Origin of the sequence: Streptococcus sp. AS14, assembly GCF_000286495.1 — a bacterium.
GTDB lineage: Bacteria > Bacillota > Bacilli > Lactobacillales > Streptococcaceae > Streptococcus > Streptococcus sanguinis_P.
Genome location: NZ_ALKI01000007.1, coordinates 136,661 through 153,522, shown reverse-complemented (window position 1 = coordinate 153,522; position 16,862 = coordinate 136,661). Strand labels below are relative to the sequence as shown.

Annotated in this window: 18 protein-coding genes and 1 tRNA gene; 17 read left to right on the top strand and 2 right to left on the bottom strand. The window is 41.6% G+C overall.

Annotated features, from left to right (window positions below; translation table 11 throughout):
• The first annotated feature begins 47 nt into the window (after window positions 1–47).
• Window positions 48–434, top strand: a complete 387-nt coding sequence (locus tag HMPREF1150_RS08590; RefSeq protein ID WP_032905374.1) for a VOC family protein — start codon at window positions 48–50, stop codon at window positions 432–434.
• Between the two features lie 110 nt (window positions 435–544).
• Here HMPREF1150_RS08590 and HMPREF1150_RS08595 read toward each other — a convergent pair whose 3' ends face one another.
• Window positions 545–892 (bottom strand): DUF3397 domain-containing protein, encoded by a 348-nt coding sequence (locus HMPREF1150_RS08595; RefSeq protein ID WP_002897148.1) that lies wholly within the window; start codon window positions 890–892, stop codon window positions 545–547.
• Between the two features lie 152 nt (window positions 893–1,044).
• On the opposite strand from HMPREF1150_RS08595, the gene rplK reads away from it, so the two are divergent.
• The 8 genes from rplK to HMPREF1150_RS08635 all read left to right on the top strand — a co-directional run bounded on the left by rplK (window position 1,045) and on the right by HMPREF1150_RS08635 (window position 7,657).
• Window positions 1,045–1,470 (top strand): 50S ribosomal protein L11, encoded by a 426-nt coding sequence (gene rplK / locus HMPREF1150_RS08600; protein WP_002894851.1) that lies wholly within the window; start codon window positions 1,045–1,047, stop codon window positions 1,468–1,470.
• Between the two features lie 101 nt (window positions 1,471–1,571).
• Window positions 1,572–2,261, top strand: coding sequence for a 50S ribosomal protein L1 (rplA, locus tag HMPREF1150_RS08605; protein ID WP_002894855.1), 690 nt, complete (start codon window positions 1,572–1,574; stop codon window positions 2,259–2,261).
• A gap of 128 nt (window positions 2,262–2,389) precedes the next feature.
• Window positions 2,390–3,841 (top strand): APC family permease, encoded by a 1,452-nt coding sequence (locus HMPREF1150_RS08610; RefSeq protein ID WP_002906023.1) that lies wholly within the window; start codon window positions 2,390–2,392, stop codon window positions 3,839–3,841.
• 190 nt (window positions 3,842–4,031) lie between these two features.
• A complete protein-coding gene (gene pyrH, locus HMPREF1150_RS08615; RefSeq protein WP_002894857.1) occupies window positions 4,032–4,757 on the top strand; it encodes a UMP kinase in 726 nt (241 codons plus the stop codon).
• Window positions 4,758–4,776: 19 nt separating this feature from the next.
• A complete protein-coding gene (frr, locus tag HMPREF1150_RS08620) occupies window positions 4,777–5,334 on the top strand; it encodes a ribosome recycling factor (RefSeq protein WP_002894858.1) in 558 nt (185 codons plus the stop codon).
• Window positions 5,335–5,438: 104 nt separating this feature from the next.
• Window positions 5,439–6,293, top strand: a complete 855-nt coding sequence (cvfB, locus tag HMPREF1150_RS08625) for an RNA-binding virulence regulatory protein CvfB (RefSeq protein WP_002899881.1) — start codon at window positions 5,439–5,441, stop codon at window positions 6,291–6,293.
• Between the two features lie 68 nt (window positions 6,294–6,361).
• Window positions 6,362–6,577, top strand: coding sequence for a YozE family protein (locus HMPREF1150_RS08630; RefSeq protein ID WP_002894860.1), 216 nt, complete (start codon window positions 6,362–6,364; stop codon window positions 6,575–6,577).
• 90 nt (window positions 6,578–6,667) lie between these two features.
• On the top strand, window positions 6,668–7,657 hold the full coding sequence (locus tag HMPREF1150_RS08635) for a PhoH family protein (RefSeq protein WP_002899882.1): 990 nt from the start codon (window positions 6,668–6,670) through the stop codon (window positions 7,655–7,657).
• Window positions 7,658–7,724: 67 nt separating this feature from the next.
• Here HMPREF1150_RS08635 and ald read toward each other — a convergent pair whose 3' ends face one another.
• Complete coding sequence (ald, locus tag HMPREF1150_RS08640) at window positions 7,725–8,837, bottom strand: alanine dehydrogenase (RefSeq protein ID WP_009659311.1); 1,113 nt, start codon at window positions 8,835–8,837, stop codon at window positions 7,725–7,727.
• A 130-nt stretch (window positions 8,838–8,967) separates the two neighbouring features.
• Between ald and HMPREF1150_RS08645 the strand changes: the two genes are divergently transcribed.
• The 8 genes from HMPREF1150_RS08645 to HMPREF1150_RS08680 all read left to right on the top strand — a co-directional run bounded on the left by HMPREF1150_RS08645 (window position 8,968) and on the right by HMPREF1150_RS08680 (window position 16,272).
• The gene (locus HMPREF1150_RS08645) at window positions 8,968–9,537 is read left to right on the top strand and encodes a GNAT family N-acetyltransferase (protein ID WP_002920696.1); all 570 of its coding nucleotides are present in this window, start codon (window positions 8,968–8,970) and stop codon (window positions 9,535–9,537) included.
• A gap of 48 nt (window positions 9,538–9,585) precedes the next feature.
• Window positions 9,586–9,658: transfer RNA gene (locus HMPREF1150_RS08650), tRNA-Thr, on the top strand.
• A gap of 411 nt (window positions 9,659–10,069) precedes the next feature.
• A complete protein-coding gene (gene ybeY / locus HMPREF1150_RS08655; protein WP_009659298.1) occupies window positions 10,070–10,567 on the top strand; it encodes an rRNA maturation RNase YbeY in 498 nt (165 codons plus the stop codon).
• Window positions 10,548–10,946: a diacylglycerol kinase family protein gene (locus HMPREF1150_RS08660; RefSeq protein ID WP_002894866.1), complete on the top strand. Its 399-nt coding sequence runs from the start codon at window positions 10,548–10,550 to the stop codon at window positions 10,944–10,946. The genes ybeY and HMPREF1150_RS08660 overlap by 20 nt, the downstream gene beginning before the upstream one ends.
• Before the next feature lie 66 nt (window positions 10,947–11,012).
• On the top strand, window positions 11,013–11,912 hold the full coding sequence (era, locus tag HMPREF1150_RS08665) for a GTPase Era (RefSeq protein WP_009659325.1): 900 nt from the start codon (window positions 11,013–11,015) through the stop codon (window positions 11,910–11,912).
• Between the two features lie 150 nt (window positions 11,913–12,062).
• A complete protein-coding gene (locus HMPREF1150_RS08670) occupies window positions 12,063–14,171 on the top strand; it encodes a class I SAM-dependent DNA methyltransferase (protein WP_009659312.1) in 2,109 nt (702 codons plus the stop codon).
• Complete coding sequence (locus tag HMPREF1150_RS08675) at window positions 14,164–15,426, top strand: restriction endonuclease subunit S (protein ID WP_009659265.1); 1,263 nt, start codon at window positions 14,164–14,166, stop codon at window positions 15,424–15,426. Before HMPREF1150_RS08670 ends, HMPREF1150_RS08675 begins: the two co-directional genes overlap by 8 nt.
• The gene (locus tag HMPREF1150_RS08680; RefSeq protein WP_009659336.1) at window positions 15,427–16,272 is read left to right on the top strand and encodes a hypothetical protein; all 846 of its coding nucleotides are present in this window, start codon (window positions 15,427–15,429) and stop codon (window positions 16,270–16,272) included.
• Window positions 16,273–16,862: the final 590 nt, after the last annotated feature.

Genomic DNA, 16,862 nt, shown 5'->3' with positions numbered 1-16,862 from the left:
CCAGCCGGCAGATTTTCTCTACTTACTCAACGGAAAGGAAAGAAGTTATGAAACTGGACACTATTCACCATATAGCCATCATTGGCCATGATTATGCCAAGACCAGGGAGTTTTATGTGAACAAGCTGGGCTTTGAGCAGCTGGATGAGCACCATCGTCCAGACAAGCAGGACATTCTCTTTAACGTTCGCAAGGGAAATCTAACTCTGGAAATTTTTATCAAGGAAGAAGCTCCCAAGCGGCCAGCCCTGCCGCATCCAGAGCATACAGGTCTGCGGCATCTGGCTTTCCGAGTGAAAGATGTCGAAGAAACGCTAGCGGAATTTGACCGTTTAGAGATTCCTCATACTGAGCTGCGCTATGATGACTTTGACGGCCGTAAGATGGCTTTCTTCTTTGATCCGGATGGACTGCCTTTAGAGATTCACGAATAAGACTAGGAAAATCGGGAGGTCCTTCTTTCACGGCAAAAGAATGACTTGTAAGTCCCGCATATGAAAAACCCATCGGCTATCTGATAACCGATGGGTTTTGTTTTACATTGTTACAAAAAGAGACCAATGACCATGGCTAGGTACATGAAGAAGGTCAGAAGAAAACCAGCCCGCCAGAAGAACTTAAAGAACTTAGGGTAGTAGAAGCTCCGTTTTTTCTTGAGAAAATAGATGGTGATGGCGATAGCGAGAACTGAGAGAGCCAGGGTCAGCTGGGGCAGCAAGCTATGATAGTAGGCCTTGTCTGAAATGATATAAAATTCCACAACAAAAAGCGGAAAAGCCAAGTCCGCAAAGTTTAAACCGTATTTTCTTAATTGAAAAACTCGCACTGTAATAGTGGTTAAAATCAAAGTTAAAAAGATAAATAGAATCGAAGCAATCTTTAATAGTGTCATAAGATTATTTTACCACAAAAAAAATCAAAAAAGAAGATAAAATTCCTTGCATTTAACAAAGTTTAGTGTATAATAGAAAGGTATGCGAAAAGCATACTTGTGGGAGGTAAAAATCTTTATTTACCGCCAAAACCACAAAGGAGGATTTAAAAATGGCTAAAAAAGTCGAAAAACTTGTAAAATTGCAAATCCCTGCTGGTAAAGCTACTCCAGCTCCACCAGTTGGTCCTGCGCTTGGTCAAGCCGGTATCAACATCATGGGATTCACTAAGGAGTTCAATGCTCGTACAGCTGATCAAGCTGGTATGATTATTCCAGTTGTTATCTCAGTATACGAAGACAAATCATTCACTTTCGTGACTAAGACTCCGCCAGCTGCTGTTCTTTTGAAGAAAGCTGCAGGCGTTGAAAAAGGTTCTGGTGAGCCAAACAAAACGAAAGTTGCAACAGTTACTCGTGCGCAAGTACAAGAAATTGCTGAAACTAAGATGCCAGATTTGAACGCTGCAAACATCGAGTCTGCAATGCGTATGATTGAAGGTACTGCTCGTTCTATGGGATTCACTGTTGTTGACTAATCAATAACGCTCATCCCATTTGCCCGCACTACACTTGATCAGATTGACGAGTGACGTGGGAGATGAAAATCGATTGAACCACTTACAAGGAGAAAGATAAAATGGCTAAAAAAAGCAAACAACTTCGTGCTGCTCTTGAAAAAATCGACAGCACAAAAGCATACAGCGTAGAAGAAGCTGTAGCACTTGCAAAAGAAACTAACTTTGCAAAATTCGATGCAACTGTAGAAGTTGCTTACAACTTGAACATCGACGTTAAAAAAGCTGACCAACAAATCCGTGGCGCAATGGTATTGCCAAACGGAACTGGTAAAACTTCACGCGTTCTTGTTTTCGCACGTGGAGCAAAAGCTGAAGAAGCAAAAGCTGCTGGTGCAGACTTCGTTGGTGAAGATGACCTCGTTGCAAAAATCAACGACGGTTGGTTGGACTTTGATGTAGTAATCGCTACACCTGATATGATGGCACTTGTAGGTCGCCTTGGACGTGTCCTTGGACCTCGTAACTTGATGCCAAACCCTAAGACTGGTACTGTAACAATGGACGTTGCAAAAGCAGTTGAAGAGTCTAAAGGTGGTAAGATTACTTACCGTGCAGACCGTGCAGGTAACGTACAAGCTATCATTGGTAAAGTTTCATTTGAAGCTGACAAGTTGGTTGAAAACTTCAAAGCTTTCAACGACACAATCCAAAAAGCGAAACCAGCTACTGCTAAAGGTACTTACGTAACTAACCTGACTATCACTACTACACAAGGTGTTGGTATCAAGGTTGACGTAAACTCACTTTAAGAATTAATTGAACTGCCTTTGGGTAGTTCTTTTTTTGAAATAAAAACGCTGATAGCGATTACAAACTCATAGAAACATGTTATAATAATATCCAATCAATTTATTTTATAACAAAAGGAGACGGTGTCATGAAAAAAGATCAGAACCAGCTAACCTGGCTGATGGTATCTCTGATTGCTTTTAATATGGTCTGGGGTCTGGGGAATGTGGTTAATAACTACTCTCAGCAGGGCATTTCAGTGATTGTTTCTTGGATTCTTATCCTGGCTATTTACTTTATTCCCTATGCCCTCATCGTGGGACAGTTAGGCTCTACTTTTAAGGAGAGCGGAGGCGGTGTCAGCGACTGGGTGGAGAAAACCTCTACCAAGCGACTGGCTTATTTTGCGGCCTGGACTTACTGGGTGGTGCACATTCCCTATCTGGCTCAGAAGCCGCAGGGAGTTTTGATTCCGCTGGGCTGGGCTATTCAGGGGAATGGTGACTTTTTGAGCAGCCTTGATATTCATTGGATTGTTATTCTTAGCTTGCTGATTTTCGGTGCCTTTCTCTATTTGTCCACCAAGGGGCTGTCCACGCTCAAGGTGATTGGGGGCTTGGCGGGAAGTGCCATGCTGATTATGTCTTTCCTCTTCGTTCTCTTGGCGGTCGGGGCGCCTTTTATCAAACCTGACATGCAGTTTGCGACGGCCAATATGGATAAGCTTAGCACTTACATTCCCAATTTTGATTTTTCTTATTTCACGACTATCTCCCTCTTAGTCTTTGCGGTCGGCGGGGCTGAGAAAATCTCGCCTTACGTTAACCAAACACGCAATCCAGCCAAGGAATTTCCAAAGGGGATGATTGTCATGGCTGTCATGGTTGGAGCATCTGCTATCCTAGGCTCTATTGCTATGGGCATGCTTTTTGATGGCAGCAATATTCCTGAAGACCTGATGAGAAACGGCGCTTACCAAGCCTTCCAAAAGCTGGGCAACTACTGGGGAGTGGGCAATGTACTAGTAGTCATCTATGCCCTGACCAACATGGTTGGACAGATTGCTGCACTGGCTTTCTCTATTGACGCGCCTCTGCAAATCATGCTCAATAATGCCGATGAAGAGTTTGTCCCAAGTTGGCTGCGCAAGCGGACATCAAAAGGAGTCCTCATTAACGGTTACATCCTGACTGGGATTTTGGTTAGCTTACTAATTATTCTGCCTATCTTTGGAATCAAAGAAATTGACGGCCTGGTCAAATGGATGACCAACCTCAACTCCATCGTTATGCCCATGCGGTATCTCTGGGTATTCCTGGCCTATATGTTATTAAACAAAGCTTGGAAAAAGTACAAGGATGCCGAGTACAAGTTTACCAAAAATCCAAAAGTTGGCTTTGCCATCGGAGCTTGGTGCTTCCTCTTTACAGCCTTTGCCTGTATTTTAGGGATGGTTCCGAAAGTAGACTTTGCCAAAGATCCAGCTGGATGGCAATTCTCTCTCTTGACAAATATCCTGACGCCAATCGTCTTGATCAGTCTGGGTGTCATCCTGCCACTCTTAGCTAAACGAGAAAAGAAACAGTCATTCAAGCAGTGAGTAGACCTAGCAAAAGATGATTAAAGTATTCATTCCCAGTCCTATCTGATGATGGGGCTGGTTTTTCTGTGAAATGAGCTTGCCTGCTCTGCTATTTTACTAAAAGGAAAAAAGAAAAATTTCAGTGATTTAACTATATAAAAATCACAAAATGTGGTAAAATAGTACAGATAAAATAAGGAGTAAAAAAATGGTAGAACCTAAGTATAAGCGTATTTTGATTAAGTTGTCAGGTGAAGCTCTTGCCGGTGAAAAAGGCGTTGGTATTGATATTCAGACTGTTCAGAAGATGGCGGAAGAAATCAAAGAAGTTCATGATTTGGGAGTTCAAATTGCTCTGGTTATCGGAGGCGGAAACCTTTGGCGGGGTGAGCCGGCAGCAGAAGCAGGCATGGACCGCGTGCAGGCCGACTATACTGGTATGTTGGGCACTGTCATGAATGCGCTGGTAATGGCGGATTCGCTGCAGCAAGTCGGTGTAGATACGCGCGTGCAGACTGCGATTGCTATGCAGCAGGTTGCTGAACCTTACATCCGAGGTCGGGCCCTTCGTCATTTGGAAAAAGGCCGTATCGTCATTTTCGGTGCAGGTATTGGTTCTCCTTATTTTTCAACCGATACAACCGCTGCATTGCGCTCAGCAGAGATTGAAGCAGATGCGATTCTCATGGCCAAAAATGGCGTAGATGGTGTTTACAATGCCGATCCTAAGAAAGACAAGACCGCTGTTAAGTTTGATGAGCTGACTCACCGAGATGTCATCAGCAAGGGACTGCGGATTATGGACTCAACGGCTTCGACCCTGTCTATGGACAATGACATTGACTTGGTTGTCTTTAATATGAATGAGCCGGGCAATATCAAACGCGTTGTTATCGGTGAGCAAATCGGAACAACAGTATCAAATAATTTATAAGAACGGAGATTAGAAACTCATGGCAAATGCAATTGTAGAAAAAGCAAAAGAAAGAATGACCCACTCGCACCAAAGTTTGGCTCGTGAATTTGGCAGCATCCGTGCAGGCCGCGCCAATGCCAGCCTTTTGGACCGCATCCATGTGGAGTACTATGGAGTAGAAACTCCGCTCAATCAAATCGCTTCGATTACGATTCCGGAAGCGCGTGTTCTTTTGGTGACACCTTTTGACAAGTCTTCTATCAAGGACATTGAGCGTGCGCTTAATGCTTCTGACCTCGGGATTACTCCAGCCAGCGATGGCTCTGTGATTCGTCTGGTCATTCCAGCCCTGACAGAGGAAACCCGTCGTGACTTGGCTAAAGAAGTGAAAAAGGTCGGTGAAAATGCTAAAGTTGCCATCCGTAACATCCGCCGCGATGCTATGGACGAAGCTAAGAAGCAGGAAAAAGCCAAAGAAATCACTGAAGACGAATTGAAGACCTTGGAAAAGGATATTCAAAAAGTAACGGATGATGCTGTCAAACATATCGACGAGATGACAGCAAATAAAGAAAAAGAACTTTTAGAAGTTTAACATTTTTATCAGAATCAAAACTCAGTTGGCTTTGGCTGACTGAGTTGTTTTAACATCAAAAATCCTTGCCCGGTTTGAAGAAGCAAGGTAGAAAATAGGTCTATATGAATACAAATCTTGCCAGCTTCATCGTGGGTATCATCACGGATGAAAATGATCGCTTTTACTTTGTTCAAAAGGATGGTCAGGTTTACGCTCTTTCTAAGGAAGAGGGGGCGCATGAGCTGGGGCAGTCTGTCAAAGGCTTTGCCTACAGCGATATGAAGCAGAAGCTTCGCCTGACAACTCTTGAAGTTACAGCTACTCAAGACCAGTTTGGCTGGGGAACAGTAACGGAGGTCCGAAAGGATCTAGGTGTCTTTGTCGATACCGGTCTGCCGGATAAACAAATCGTTGTGTCACTTGACATCTTGCCAGAAATCAAGGAACTCTGGCCAAAAAAGGGTGACCTCCTTTATATCCGTCTGGAAGTAGATAAGAAAGACCGCATCTGGGGCCAACTGGCTTATCAGGAGGATTTCCAGCGTCTGGCTCGTCCTGCCTATAATAACATGCAGAACCAAAACTGGCCAGCCATCGTTTATCGGCTCAAGCTTTCTGGTACCTTTGTCTACCTGCCGGAGAATAATATGCTGGGCTTCATTCATCCGAGTGAGCGCTATGCAGAGCCACGTCTTGGTCAGGTCTTGGACGCGCGGGTAATTGGCTTCCGTGAAGTAGACCGCACTCTTAACCTCTCTCTCAAGCCTCGCTCCTTTGAAATGTTGGAAAACGATGCCCAGATGATTCTGACCTATCTGGAGAGCAATGGCGGTTTTATGACTTTGAACGATAAATCTTCACCAGACGACATCAAGGCTACATTTGGCATTTCCAAAGGCCAGTTTAAAAAAGCTCTGGGTGGGCTGATGAAAGCTGGTAAAATCAAGCAGGACCCGACTGGAACGGAGTTGGTGTGAGGATAAAGAATCACGTATCTAGAGCTGATGCTTGGAAGGATACTGTCTTAAAGAAATGAAAGGAACCCATGAGAAAATCTTTTTACAGCTGGCTGATGACAGAGCGCAATCCTAAGAGCAAGGAGCCCAAGGCTATTTTGGCGGATTTGGCTTTTCAGGATACGGCCTTTCCAAAGCATACGGATGATTTTGATGAGGTCAGTCGTTTTCTGGAGGAGCATGCAAATTTTTCCTTTAACTTGGGCGAGTTCGATGCTATTTGGGAAGAATATCAGGCACATTGAGTAGATAGTGGCTAGGGATAGTCATTTTCTGCTTGCTTTGATATAATAAAGATAATTCATTCAAAAAAATAAATTAGAGAGGTTCTTTGTTTGCAGGAACATTCAGTAGAATTGAAACTGGGCCATCCAGATGATGCCTTTCATCTCTTTGGCTCTAATGAACGCCATCTGCGCCTAATGGAGCAGGAATTGAAGGTAACCATTCATGCCCGAACCGAGATTGTGCAGATTTTGGGTACGGATGCTGCCTGCGAGGAGACTCGACAGGTCATTCAAGCACTGTTGGTCTTGGTCAATCGTGGCATGATTATCGGTACTCCCGATGTTGTGACAGCCATTACCATGGTCAAAAATGACGAAATTGATAAGTTTGTAGCTCTTTACGAAGAAGAGATTATCAAGGACAGTTATGGCAAGCCAATTCGGGTCAAGACACTTGGCCAGAAAATTTATGTGGATAGTGTTAAAAATCATGATATTGTCTTTGGGATTGGTCCAGCCGGGACAGGGAAGACATTTCTGGCGGTGACCTTGGCCGTGACTGCTCTTAAGCGTGGTCAGGTCAAGCGAATTATTCTGACACGGCCAGCGGTTGAAGCTGGTGAGAGTTTGGGCTTTCTGCCTGGTGACCTTAAGGAAAAGGTTGATCCATATCTGCGTCCGGTCTATGATGCCTTGTATCAGATTTTGGGTAAGGACCAGACGACGCGCCTCATGGAGCGAGAAATCATTGAGATTGCACCCTTAGCCTATATGCGGGGGCGGACGCTGGATGATGCCTTTGTGATTCTGGACGAGGCACAGAATACCACCATCATGCAGATGAAGATGTTTCTGACACGCCTTGGTTTTCAGTCCAAGATGATTGTCAATGGAGACATCAGCCAGATTGATCTGCCTCGCAATGTTAAATCAGGACTCATTGATGCTCAGGAGAAATTGAAGAGCATCTCCCAGATCGATTTTGTGCATTTCTCAGCTAAGGATGTCGTTCGTCATCCAGTGGTGGCGCAGATTATCAGGGCTTATGAACCAGCTCCTGTTAAAGAGGCTGCAACTGAGCCAGAAGAAATGGAATAACATACGAAAAGAGCAGATTTATTCCTGCTCTTTTTTGTGAGATTGATTTTAAAGTTGAAATAATCAACTAAACGAGTTCGTCAATAGATGTGTAGTCCTTGTTGAGGCCCTCTGCAACTGGCAGGCTGGTGATATGACCTTGGTAAGTTGTTACACCTTGGCGCAGTCCTTGGTCATCTGTAATGGCTTGCTTGAAGCCTTTCTCTGCCAAGGCTTCAATATAAGGAAGGGTGACATTTGTCAAGGCGATGGTAGAAGTGCGGGCTACGGCACCAGGGATATTAGCAACTGCATAATGGAGGACACCGTGTTTTTCATAGACAGGCTCGGTGTGAGTCGTTACGCGGTCGGCTGTTTCGATGACACCGCCCTGGTCAACGGCTACGTCTACAATGACAGAGCCTGGACGCATTTGCTTAACCATATCATCTGTCACCAGTTTCGGAGCCTTCGCACCTGGAATGAGGACGGCACCGATCACGACATCTGCTTCTCGAACGCTAGCTTCGATATTGAACGGATTAGACATGAGGGTCTGGATTTGATGGCCAAAGACATCTTCTAGGACAGACAGACGCTTAGCGCTGATATCCAGAATAGTCACTTGAGCGCCTAGTCCTAGAGCAATACGAGCGGCATGGGTCCCTACGACACCGCCACCGATGATGGTTACTTTCCCTTTCGGAACGCCCGGTACGCCACCGAGAAGTACGCCAGATCCACCTTCGCGCTTAGTCAGGAAGTGGGCTCCGATTTGGACAGCCATCCGTCCAGCTACCTCACTCATAGGTACCAAGAGTGGCAGTTGTCCATCTTGATCGCGAACGGTTTCGTAGGCCAGACCAGTTGTCTTGGCACTTGTCATAGCATCTGCTAGTTCAGGAGCGGCAGCCATGTGTAGGTAGGTAAAGAGCAAGAGGTCATCACGGAGGAAGCCATATTCAGCTGCCAGAGGTTCTTTGACCTTGACCACTAGCTCAGCTGCCCACGCTTCTGTAGCAGTAGGGACGATTTTTGCACCTTGCTTTTGGTAGTCTGCATCTGTAAAACCAGATCCCAGCCCCGCATTTGTCTCAATCAGAACTTCATGGCCTTTACCAACGAGGCTATGAACACCAGCTGGTGTTAGAGCGACACGATTTTCATTGTTTTTGATTTCTTTTGGAATACCGATTAACATAAAAAATATGCTCCTTTTTTAAGATGCTTTTATTGTATATGAAAACGCTTCAAAAATCAAGAAAAAATCAGAGTGGTTTGCTTTCATTAGTGAATTGTGCTATTCTGCTAAGAAAAAATAGGAGGCTCTGATGGAAAATATCTATGTCAATCTGGCTCGTCATACCAGACTGGAAACTGAGCGGTTGATTCTGCGTCCGGTGACCTTGGAGGATGCCCCGGCAATGTTTGAGTATGCTTCAGATGAGGAAAATACTCGCTATACTTTTGAGACAAACAAAAGCCTGGAAGAAACACGCAATAATATCGCTCTCTTTTATCTGGCCAATCCTCTGGGGCGCTGGGGAATAGAAGTGAAAGAAAGTGGCAAATTCATCGGGACTATTGACCTGCATAAGATCAGGCTGGACTTGAAAACGGCGGCTATCGGATACGTAATCAATAAAAAATACTGGAATCTGGGATATACGACAGAGGCCAATCGCGCAGTAATCAAGCTAGCTTTTGAGGAAATCAGAATGAACAAACTTGTAGCGCTGCATGATGTGGATAATCCAGCATCTGGCCGAGTTATGGTCAAGTCGGGTATGAAATATTCCCACGAAGAGCCTTACGCATCACTAGACAAGCATGAGAAAGGTCGCATTGTGACACGGGTTCATTACTATCTGACTAGGGAAGATTATTTTGCAAAAAAATGAGAAAGGATATTGACAAGCACCTATCTACATGATATATTAGATAGGTACGCTGATTTAGCTCAGTTGGCAGAGCGCATCCATGGTAAGGATGAGGTCGCCGGTTCGATCCCGGCAATTAGCATTATAATACTTTTAAATAATACACTATCTCGGCCAATTGGTCGTTTTTTTGTTTGATTTGAAATAAAATCGTATTAAAACCCAAAATTATCCCAAAAACTTTATAGAAGAATATTAAAACTATAAAATAAAACAATTTATTTACTTTCATTGATTTAAACGTGATGTTTTTGTCAGCAATTAGCATCTTGTAGGACAAGGTTGGGTTTTCCCAGCCTTGTCTTTTTGTCAATGATAGCAGGTAGTGAAAGGCAAAGTTTCGGGAAGGTATAAAATAAAAAAAGAACTGCTTTTGTCTTTGCGGTGAGTGGTTGACAAATCTGCTCTGCTATTTTCCAAAACCCTGCCCTCGGCTCCCTAAAGTGAGTCGAAATATGATATAATAAGGTAATACTAGCAAAGCGGGTAAGATATGTATATCGAAATAGTAGATGAAACGGGTCAGGTTTCGGAAGAGATTCTTAAACAGACCCAGGAAATTTTGGAGTTTGCGGCCCAGAAAACGGGCAAGGAAAATAAGGAAATGGCTGTGACTTTTGTCAGCAATGAGCGCAGTCATGAACTCAACTTGGAATATAGAGATACGGATCGGCCGACGGATGTGATCAGCTTGGAGTATAAGCCTGAGTTGGACATCGCTGTTGACGAGGAGGATTTGCTGGACCATCCTGAGTTAGCTGAGATGCTGGACGATTTTGACGCCTATATCGGCGAGCTGTTCATTTCAGTGGACAAGGCGCGTGAGCAGGCAGAGGAATACGGCCACAGCTTTGAGCGGGAGATGGGCTTTTTGGCAGTGCATGGTTTTCTGCATATCAACGGCTATGATCACTATACGCCGGAAGAAGAAGCAGAAATGTTTGGTTTACAGGAAGAAATTTTAACTGCTTATGGACTCACAAGGAAATAACAAACGCAAATGGAAAAATCGAGATGTGGTCTCGAGTTTGGAATTTGCTTTAACTGGTATTTTTACAGCCTTTAAAGAGGAGCGCAATCTGCGCAAGCATGTACTTTCGGCTCTGGCGGTGATAGTTGCGGGACTGATTTTTGACTTGTCCGCGATAGAATGGCTCTTTCTCTTTTTGAGCATTTTTCTGGTCATTGCCTTTGAGATTGTCAATTCTGCCATTGAAAATGTCGTGGATCTGGCCAGTGATTACCACTTTTCTATGCGGGCAAAGAATGCCAAGGATATGGCAGCGGGAGCTGTTCTGGTCGTGTCTGGCTTTGCTGTTGTGACAGGACTGATTATTTTTGTTCCCAAGATTTGGGATTGGATTTTTTAAAGATTTGAAAATCGGGGGAGACTGCCGATTTTCTGCTGTTTTAATGGAAATAATAGAGGTGAAAGAATGACTTTTAAATCAGGTTTTGTAGCTATTTTAGGACGTCCTAATGTTGGGAAATCAACCTTTTTGAATCATGTTATGGGGCAAAAGATTGCCATCATGAGCGATAAGGCTCAGACCACTCGCAATAAAATTATGGGAATTTACACGACGGATAAGGAGCAGATTGTCTTTATCGACACGCCGGGAATCCATAAGCCTAAGACGGCTCTAGGCGATTTTATGGTGGAAGCAGCTTACAGCACCCTGCGTGAGGTGGATACCGTCCTCTTCATGGTGCCAGCTGATGAGCCGCGTGGCAAGGGTGATGATATGATTATCGAGCGCCTGAAAGCGGCTAAGGTGCCAGTTATTTTGGTGGTTAATAAGATCGATAAAGTACATCCGGATCAGCTCTTAGCGCAAATTGATGATTTCCGTCAGCAGATGGATTTCAAAGAAATCGTGCCGATTTCAGCCCTGCAGGGTAATAATGTGTCCCATCTGATTGACATCCTCAGTGAGAATCTGGAGGAAGGCTTCCAGTATTTCCCAGAAGACCAGATTACCGACCATCCAGAGCGCTTTCTGGTGTCTGAAATGATTCGGGAGAAGGTGTTGATGCTGACGCGGGAGGAAATTCCCCACTCAGTCGCGGTGGTTGTTGACAGTATGAAGCGAGATAAGGAGACGGACAAGGTCCATATCCGAGCGACCATCATGGTGGAGCGCGATAGCCAAAAAGGTATTATCATTGGCAAAGGTGGATCCATGCTGAAGAAAATCGGATCCATGGCTCGGCGCGACATTGAGCTCATGCTGGGGGACAAGGTCTTCCTAGAAACTTGGGTCAAGGTCAAGAAAAACTGGCGGGACAAGAAGCTGGACTTGGCGGACTTTGGCTATAATAAGAAGGAGTATTGAATCCCTAAGGAAGCTAGGAAAAATTATTTTTAAAATAGCAGTGAAAGAGAGCATAACAATTTGTTATCTCTTTTTACTACAAACGAGAGATGGTCTACATTTTTTTCACCAGAAAGATACTAAAATAAGAATTGGAAATAGAGTATATATATGTCAAAATTAAAATCACAACTTCCTCTTTTTCAGAAAAATGATGTTAATATTTCTAGCGATGTCAACACAGTTTGGTCTATTGCGAATACACTTCGAGGAGCTTATCGCGCAGATAAATATCGTGATGTGATTATTCCCATGTTTGTATTAGCTAGATTGGAAGCAGCTCTACTGCCAACCAAGGATCAAGTGATTGCAGCCTACAAGAAAGACAAAAAAACACCGGAACAGATTCTTGAAGATATATCAGGATATAAATACTATAATACAAGCCCTTTTACTCTTAAAAATTTGCAAAATGATCCTGATGCAATCGAAGAAAACTTTCTCGCTTATTTAGATGGTTATTCCAAACGAGTAAAGGACATTATTGAAAACCTTAAGTTTAAGGAGCAGGTCCATACCTTGGCACAGACAGGACGCCTATTCACTGTCATTAAGAAATTCTCCAAAATTGATCTATCCCCGAGTACAGTGGATTCTATGCGAATGGGCTATATGTTTGAAGATATCATTCGCCGTTTCTCCGAAAATGAGGAAGCAGGATCTCACTATACACCTCGGGAGGTCATTGCTTTGATGGTCAACTTACTGCTCGTTGAAGCAGATGAGGAACTGTTTGTAGATAAGAGAATAGTAAAAATTCTAGACATGGCTGCTGGTACGGGAGGCATGCTGGCTACAGCCAAAAGTTATATTCGTCGTTTGAATTCTGAAGTGAATGTTCTTCTCTTTGGTCAGGAATATCTCTCAGAAACTTATGGTATCGGAAGGGCAGATATGCTGATTCGGCAGGAAAATTCTGACTACTTTGTGAAGACAGATACTCTTAAAGATGGTGATCCCTTTGCGGACAAAAAGATGAATTTTGTCATTGCCAATCCTCCCTTTGGCCAGTCTTGGGGAGGAAAGGACGCGGATGATGGTGTAGAACAGGCTGTCAAAAAAGATCAAGAACTCTTTGAGGCAACCGATGGCAGACAAGGTCGGTTTGTCAATACTCCGGCAACAGGTGATGCTCAGCTACTTTTCCACTTGCATGGCTTGGCTAAACTAGAAAAGAATGGACGTGCAGCTATTATTTCTAACGGGTCTCCGCTTTTTTCAGGTGGAACAACATCTGGAGAAAGTCAGATTAGGCGTTATATCTTAGAGAATGACTTGCTAGAAGCTATCATCGCACTCCCTGGTCAGTTTTTCTACAATACAGGAATTGGCATCTATATTTGGATCTACAATAAAAATAAAGCTCCTAAGCGTCAGAATAAGGTACAGTTTATCGATGCGACCGAAGAGTTTGTACCATTGAGAAAGTCTCTGGGACAAAAGCGTCGTGAACTTTCTGAGGACAATATCCGGCAGATTATCCAGTGGTACCATAACTTTGAAGAAAACGACCATGTGAAAATATTTGATAACAAAGAATTTCTTTATAAAGAGTATATCGTTATGCAGCCTCTGCAACGTCGAGGCAGAATTACTGAAGATACCATCGAAAAGGTTAAAAGTGTCCCATTTGTAGCAAAGCTTTATGATGAATACCAATATCAGGAACTGCTTGAAATGGAGCCTCGCACAGCCAATGATGAGAAGAAATTACAAGACTTAGCAGCTGGAAAAGCCAAGCAGGAGCAGTTATTAAATGCTCTCCGGCTTGGAATCACTGATGACAGCTACCCTAATTTTGAGGAATTTAGTCAGGCAATCAGAGAGCTATTATCTGAGGTGAAGGTGACACCAGCTAATGTCAATGCTATTGCGCTTACTATGAGCGAGATGGATAAGACAGCAGAAATTGTCACAACGACCAAGAAGGACAAGTTTGGCGAGATAGCAGATGGTATTGTCTATGATAAGACCACCAAGGATAGTGAAATCGTCAAACTGACAGAGGATGTTGAAGACTACTTTGCGCGTGAAGTCTATCCACATGTACCAGACGCCCACTATTGGTTTGATGAGGAAAAGGGCTATGGAGCTGAAATTCCTTTTACTAGGTATTTCTACCAGTACCAAGCCCCAGAAAGTGCAGATAAGCTCTTGGCAGAGTTCTACGAGCTTGAAGAAGAACTACAAAACCTCTTGGAGGAGCTCAAACATGACTAGGATGAAAGAGAGTGGCATCGACTGGATTGGACAGATACCAGAAGAGTGGGAAGTTGCTAAAGTCAATCATATTTTTGAGGAACATAAACAAAAAAATAGAGGTAATAAAGAAAAAAATCTATTATCTCTAAGTTACGGTCGTATTATCCGGAAATCCATAGATAGTTCTTTTGGACTTTTACCAGAATCATTTGATACGTATAATATTATTCAAAGAGGAGATATTGTTTTACGTCTGACTGATTTACAAAATGATAAAAGAAGTCTTCGTGTTGGACTTGCAAGAGAAAATGGTATTATTACTTCGGCATACTTAACATTGCGTTTAAAAAATTTAGAGAGTAACGACAGTTATATGTACTATCTTTTGCATACATATGATATTTGTAAAGTTTTTTATAACTTTGGTGGTGGAGTTAGACAAGGTGGGACTTGGTCAGATATTTATAAAATGGAGTTATTAATTCCTCCTTGTAATGAACAACAAAAAATTGCTGATTATCTAGACAAGAAAATAGCTCAGTTAGATAGGGCAAAAAGATTACTTGAAAAGCAAATTCAAAAACTCAAAGACTACCGCGCTAGCTTGATTTATGAGACTGTCACAAAAGGATTGGATAAAACAGTTCCTATGAAGGATTCAGGAATCGACTGGATTGGACAGGTTCCTGAGGGGTGGAAGATAGGACGAGTAAAAGATGCTTTTAAATTGAGAAGTGAAAAAAATTTTCGTCCTATTGAAGAAGTTCAACTACTTTCTCTATATACGGAATTTGGAGTATTCCCTCATGGTGATAGAGAGGAAAAAGGTAACAAAGCTGTTTCAACAGAAGGGTATAAGATTGTATATAAAAAAGATATTGTAGTGAATATTATTTTGGCTTGGATGGGCTCTATTGGAATATCAGAGTACGATGGAGTGACTAGTCCTGCATATGATATTTATGAACCTCTAGAAGGTGTTTGTTCTAAATTTTTCCATTATCTTTTTAGAACAGAAGCATTTGCTGGTCAGTGTTATAAATACGGAAAAGGTATTATGAAAATGAGATGGCGAACCTATTCAGATGACTTTAAGACTATTGAGATACTAATTCCTGATTATAACAGCCAAGTGAATATAGTTAAGTTTTTAGATAATAAACTCAAAATAATAAATCAGTTGATTGATATTAAACAAGAACAAATTGAAAATATTAATAAACAACGACAAACTCTTATTTATGATTATGTGACAGGGAAGAGGAGAGTGTAAATGGTTGTAGAACGTGAATTCAAGTGTCTTTTTTATAAAGCTATTTCTAAAACAAATGCTGTTTCAAAGATTAATGCATTTTTTGCTGGAATTGTTCCTAATGTGCCACTTGCTACAGAATCTATTGGTAATTTATCGTATTATTTACGAAATGATATTCGTAAAACAGATACGTATATAGTATTTACTATTGCAAAGGTTAATTTGGAGCAAGATATTCAAATTGATGATATTCAGACTCAAAATAGAGATATTGTGGAAAAATTAGATACCGAAGGAATAGCTAATGATGCTCAATTTTTGTATGATTTTAAAAATAGCATTTTGCTTCAGAAAAGAGGGAAATCGCAAACTACAATAGAAGAATTAAGAAAATTTATTGCTTTAAAGGTCGGAATTGATTATAAAGAACTTGAATTTGTTATTATAAAGGATAAGGATGCTATTGAAAATCTAGATAAGATGCGGCATATTCATGATGTTGTTTTTTCAATCGCTATTCCAGAAAATTTATCATTATTCTCAGATCAAGTAAAAGATATTAATAGTGGTGTTGAATTTGCTAAGGAAATGTCAGCCGAAAGTATGGAAATGAGAATAAAGGGAGCTAGTTTAAATAAAAATAGAATTAAACGCGCTATAGACGAATTGTGTTCGTATAAAGATAACCAGAATATGAAGATCCGAACTATGTCTGTTTATGGTGACTCAGAGATAATTGATTTAGTAACTCATAAGTTAAACTATTATGAAAAATATTATCTGGATGAAGTTGATAACAATGTCTTTTATGATAAACTTGAAAGAGCTTATAAAGTAAGGGAAGAGTATTTGAATGATTACTAAAATTAGAAAACATGAGAAAAAAATATTTTTTTTCCTTTCTTTGTTAGTAGCTTTGTATTTTTTGATATGTCCAATCAAATTGTCCGTTTTTCAGAATTATGCAGATTTTCTATCATCTATTCAAAATGTCCTTATTTTTACATCAGGTGTACTTATAGCTTCATTTAGTATTACTTCATTTTTACCGGACAATCCATTTATCAAAAAACTAAAAACTCTGAATTTAGACTTGCTAATAATGAAACAACTTTTTGATCTGTCGATTTTATCAGTACTATTATTAATTTTTCCTTCTATTTTTATATCTCTTGAACAAAATAACTCAGCAAATATTGTACATGTGGGTATGAGCATCTTTATCAGAAGTTTATTGTATTTCATTTTATCGCTATGTAGTTTAGTATTAACTTTTAGAAAGATTCTATGTTTAAGTTTAGATAGTGAAAAGGAAAAAAGAAAGACTAATTAGATATTTGTAAGTAATGGGGACATAATTGGGAATAGTGAGTTTTATAAGACTAATGTGTATGGCCTACATATTATTTCCGTTTATTATCCTTCCGTTAATCCGCAAATATTGTTCCGTTATT